The sequence below is a fragment of the Planktothrix sp. FACHB-1355 genome (genome assembly GCF_014748295.1).
GTDB classification, from domain to species: domain Bacteria; phylum Cyanobacteriota; class Cyanobacteriia; order Cyanobacteriales; family Aerosakkonemataceae; genus Aerosakkonema; species Aerosakkonema funiforme_A.
In genome coordinates this window covers 1-5,127 of sequence record NZ_JACJUP010000428.1, presented here as the reverse complement: position 1 = coordinate 5,127, position 5,127 = coordinate 1, and the positions used below count along the sequence as shown (strand labels likewise).

At 43.8% G+C, this 5,127-nt stretch carries 2 protein-coding genes and 1 pseudogene; all 3 read right to left on the bottom strand.

From position 1 onward, the window contains the following. A pseudogene (locus H6S82_RS17590) lies at positions 1 to 1,812 on the bottom strand (hypothetical protein); the annotation flags it as partial. A 72-nt stretch (positions 1,813 to 1,884) separates the two neighbouring features. Further along, on the bottom strand, positions 1,885 to 4,611 hold the full coding sequence (locus H6S82_RS17585) for an S-layer family protein (protein ID WP_190464275.1): 2,727 nt from the start codon (positions 4,609 to 4,611) through the stop codon (positions 1,885 to 1,887). A 108-nt stretch (positions 4,612 to 4,719) separates the two neighbouring features. Continuing rightward, the gene (locus H6S82_RS17580; protein ID WP_190464276.1) at positions 4,720 to 4,920 is read right to left on the bottom strand and encodes a hypothetical protein; all 201 of its coding nucleotides are present in this window, start codon (positions 4,918 to 4,920) and stop codon (positions 4,720 to 4,722) included. Positions 4,921 to 5,127 lie beyond the last annotated feature (207 nt).

Below are 5,127 nucleotides of genomic sequence, written 5' to 3'. Positions count from 1 at the left end.
AATAATCGGATAAATAACGGCGGCAGAGGTATCAACTCGATCGATTTGTACAGGTTTGGCATTGATGCAAGCTTCTTGAAAGAAGTTGTCTAATTCTGCTAGTTGGAGAGCTTCGATCGCATAACGCGCTTGGCGTAATTTATCTTGACGTTGTTCGCTTTTTGTGCTTACTAATAAATCGACAAATTCGCGATAAACAGGTTCTACGCTATCTCTGAAAGAAAACTGGATATCTGAATTATCGGCATTAATGGCAACTAAGTCACTGCGTAGGGATTCGAGGGTTTCAACTGCTACATTGTAAGCTGCGATCGCACCTTTTTCATCCCCTTGAGTTTTGAGCAATCTTCCTAACTGCCATTGCCAGCGATAATAAACATCGGCAGCGTTAATTGCTTGTGCCAAAACAAGTGCTTGTTGAGTGAGATTTTCGGCTTCCTTAGCTTGGTGAGCTAGTTCGTACAATGCTCCCAAGTTACCGAGAGCAAAAGATTCAGCGCGTGTATCTTTTATACTTCTGGCTTCTTGAACTGCTTTAGCTAATATTTGAGCGATTTCTTGGTTATTAGCAAGCGGTAATTGCAATGTTTGTTGCAGATCGCGATTATTAATTTCCGACTCGCCATTTCCCAATTTAGCTAAACTTTGAGCAAAATTAATGCGAGCAAATACAGATCTGCGACTGACAGGTAATTGTTCTAGATGAATTTGCGAGCGCAAATTTTCCGCTTCGCTAAATTGTCTTTCTTCAACCAGTAAGCTAAGTTGATTCACTTGTGCTTGCACGCGCATTATTGGAGAATTCGATGTTTCCGCTGCTTGTTGATACGCGCTGATAGCAGCTTGTACTTCAGTTTTTGCAGATGCTGTATTCTCTAAATATTTTGCTCTATTTGCCAAAGCTCTGTTGGTGTTTCCCAAACTGAATTGAGCCGCGCTAATTGCTGCTGGAGATCGCAACTCTTGGGCTACGATCAAGCTTTCTTGCAACAATTGGCGCGATTTTTCCAATTCGCCGATCGCACGCAATGAATTAGCTAAACTACGCAAACCTGTTGCTTTCACCAAAGAATTTGGTTGAGTTTGCAGAGATACTTCTACTTCTTCTAGAATTTTGCGAGCGCGGCGGTAAAGACCCAAATTTTGCAGTGCTTGGGCTTCATTTATTTGACAGCCAATCGCACCTTCTTTATCTCCGATTTGGGAATATGTTGTCGCTGCTTGTTGCCAAGTTTTTAAAGCAGCTTCCGATTCTCCCAAAGCAAGTTGTAAATGACCTTGGGCATTTAAAGCTTGAGCCAGAATAATTCCCGATTCGCTATTGTTATTTGAATTGCGAATGAGGGAGAGAGAAGATGCGATCGCATCTTGAGCTTCTGCCAATTTTCCTAATTGTTGATAAGCTAAAGACAAATGGCTTAAAGCTTGAGCTTCACCGAGTCGATCGCCAGAAGCTTTAAATGCAGCAGCAGCTTGTTGCCAGACTTCTGCCGCTTGAGAAAATTGTTCGGCTTGGAAAAATTTTATCCCCTGTTCCAATAATTGTTGCGAATTGGGTATCGGCGATTGGGAATTAGGGATTGGTTCTTTGCCATTTGCGATTCCCCATATCCCATTTCCCGTGAGTGCGATCGAAACGCCAGCACCCACAAGCGCGGCTAAAAATGCCAGTGCAAATCGGATTAGCCACTTTTTAGTTTGTCGTCGATATTGGTATAGATTAAAACGATGGATATGGGATTGTGATAAAAATGCGATATCCCATCCGGTACCCTGCGGGAACGCCTTTCTCAACAATTGTCTAATAGACATTAGAGACCTCCGATTCTGCCCGCCAGGGAATTGATTCCCCAGCGAGCGAACACATTAGTAAAAAATCTCAAATTAAGGCGCATAACATTGCTGTTGTGAAAATCCAGAACTGTGAGGTGTCGTATTTGGTACTTGCGCTACCAGTTCCACCTCTCCTTTTGAATTAAGTATCCATCCTTGCACTTCCACAATTTGATAATTGGAGACTTTTGACTGGGAACGGCTGCTTCTCTCCCCCACTCTCCTGCTCTCCTGTTCTCTTCCTCTTGCTCTCACATCCATCCAAGTAGCTTCATCCGCGAGAGCATCTGTTGGACTTGGCGGTATCCCACCTCTACCGGTAACGGTGAAAGAACTCTCCTTGCTGCGGCTACAAACAGAAGCAACAAGAGAGGTGGCATCAACCACATTATCCGGTAAAGGGAGCAATCCCGAACTGGGGTCAACGTCGGGGGTGTTGATTGTAATAGTACCGCTTAACGAAGGATTTGCACCTGTAGCGGTGATGTCGCTACTTGGCAGTTGTGCCGGATCTAAATTATCGGTATTTAGTAAGCTTTCCAGTTCTTCCCGCGTGCGCTGTTGTGCGCCAAAGATGCTGCGAGCGTTGATAGTAACTGTACCGCCTTGAGATTCTGTGGAATTGGCGCTGATATCGCTATTTTCTAAAGCAGCTAAAACACCATTGTTGATGTTAAGGGAAATATTACCGCCCGTAGCTGTGCCCGTAGCGTTAGTAGTGATGGTGCTACCTCGACGCATTATTAAGGATTGGGAATTCAATCTAATATTGCCAAACGCCCCTCCAGCACTTTCCGCTTCCAGAGAGCCTTTATTATCCAAAAAAACAGCATCAGCCACGACTTCTAAGTTACCAGCATTTCCCGTTCCTGTGCTACTCACATTAACTAGAGCGCCATCTCGGACAGTCAACTGTCCAGTATTAATTATTAAATTTCCCGCATCTGCAATATCGGTGGAGCGAGCAGACAAACGACTGGGAAAATTTGGATCTACTGCCGTTCCTATTACTTCTACTGACTTGGAAGCATTTATTGTTAAAGTTCCTCCTGGTTTAAACCCCAACGTAGCAGTTGATATTTGCGCCCCATCTCGGACAATTAATCGCCCGGTTTCTACAGTTAAATTACCTCCACTACCATTAGCACCTCTCTGGACTGAGGTTACTAAAGCACTGCGAAATCGCTGATTATTAAATGCTATAACAGTACCGCTCAATTCTACTGAATCTGAGGCTTTTACTGCTAAATTTCCTCCACTCCCAGCATCAAAGGTTGCAGTCGATACTTGCGCTCCATCTGTGACGATTAAACTTCCCGTTTCCACGGTTAAATTTCCCCCAGCGCCTTGAGCGCCTGGGTTAACTTGAGTAAATAACCCACTATTAAACTTTCTATCCGCTGAAATACCAGTTAATTCTATTAACTCGGAAGCTTCCACCGTCAATCTTCCCGCAGAGCCAAAGCCAAACGTAGCACTTGAAACTTGCGCTCCTTCTTTGACAATTAAGCGTCCCGTTTCCACAGTGAGATTGCCCCCAGCACCCGTCCCGTCCTTCGCGACAGTGGTAGATAACCTACTCAACAAGGGAACTTTACTAGCCGAATTCCCACTCAATTCTACTGAATCAGAGGCTTTCACTGCTAAGTTTCCTGCTGCGCCAGCGCCTGCGGTGAGAGTTAATACCTGGGCTCCATTGCTAACAATTAACTGCTTAGTTTCCAAAGAAACGTTTCCACCAGCACCAGTAGCTTCAGGATCGACCGTAGCTGCTATGGCGGAGGGTATACCATCTGAGGAAGTGCCAATTAATTCAATTGATTGGCTAGTATTGACACTCAAGCTACCTCCTGCTTGAGCACCCAAAGTACTAGCTTCTATTTGGGAACCATCTTTCAGAGTTAACCGCCTAGCCCAAACTTGGATATCACCACCGCCTGCGCCAGTCGCATTAATAGCTGCCTGCTGGAATAATTCAATATCTCCAAAAGTGGAAACACCGTCATAGCCCAAGGCTATACCTTTGTTTAGAGGGCTGAGGTTAACAAAGCTGTTAGGGCCTACACTGCCTAATTCAATTCTTCCGCCTGGTGTCTTCAGAGTTCCACCCTCAAAAGCTATATTACCACCTACTAAAGCTAAGGTTTGATTTAGATCGACTTGCAGAGCTGTAGTGGCATCTATAATTTCGTTAGTTTGGCTCCTATTTTGTCGATTTCCCTTTACGACAAGTCCTCCTGGGTTGCTTCCAAATTGCAAACCTGTAGGTACACTTACCGTTAGTAGGGTTGGAGTTTGGTTGGCGTTAGCAACACCAAAAAAGCTGCCATCAGCAAATTTCACGCTACTGGCTGTACTTGCCAAAAATGAGCCGCCGATCTCTAGCCTCGCATTGGGGCCAAAGATAATTCCATTGGGGTTAATTAGATAAAAGTTAATTATGCCGTTAGCTTGGATGATACCATTAATATTAGATAAAGACCCTCCCGTTACTCTAGTAAAGATGTTTTGAATATCGGGAGAGTTGTTGAAGTATACGCTGTTGTTATTGGGAACAGAAAACAACACAAAGCTGTGGAACAAATTTTTACCTGCTTGCGTACCACCAGTAATAACATTGACTCCCTCCTGGGGGTTGACGACAGAAGCATTGGGTAAGGTTGTGTCCGGAATGATTTGAGCTAGAGCTACTTGTTGCCAAAAAAATTTTGGGGAGTTAACCAAACAGGAAATAATAATAGCTCTAGCGCCCCAGAGAAAGTGATTGTACAGTTTCATCAAAACTTTAACTCTTCACCTTAACTTAAAAGATAGACCACTTTATTTCCCCCAAAACCTTTGCATCTCTTCTTGGGGTGGTGCGCCTGCGGCGCACCCCTTGAACGGTTACCCTTCTGGTGTAGGACAACTCACATCACACCACGATAATGTTGTTATATAACAAAGGCCATACCCTGCTTCTACTCCTCCTGCTACAACTTCCAACTCTTCTTCAGACAATTCATAGTCCTCAGCTTCTTCTGACCACCATTGGTTAAACCCTTCTCTAAAGATAAGCTTAAGTTCATCAAGATTTTTTTGAGGCATAAGACAACTTCTCCCTTTTGTATTAAATTTACACAAACACTGAATCTGGCTTGAAACTTACACAGGGGTGGATTTTGGCATAGTTTGCACTAGAAATAGTTTTTTCAAAGTACAAATTAGTTCCTCAAGCTAGCCCTATGGCTGGCAATCTCAAGTAAATATACCCAGTGTTAATTTCTCGCCTGTATAATCTAAATTATAATGGCT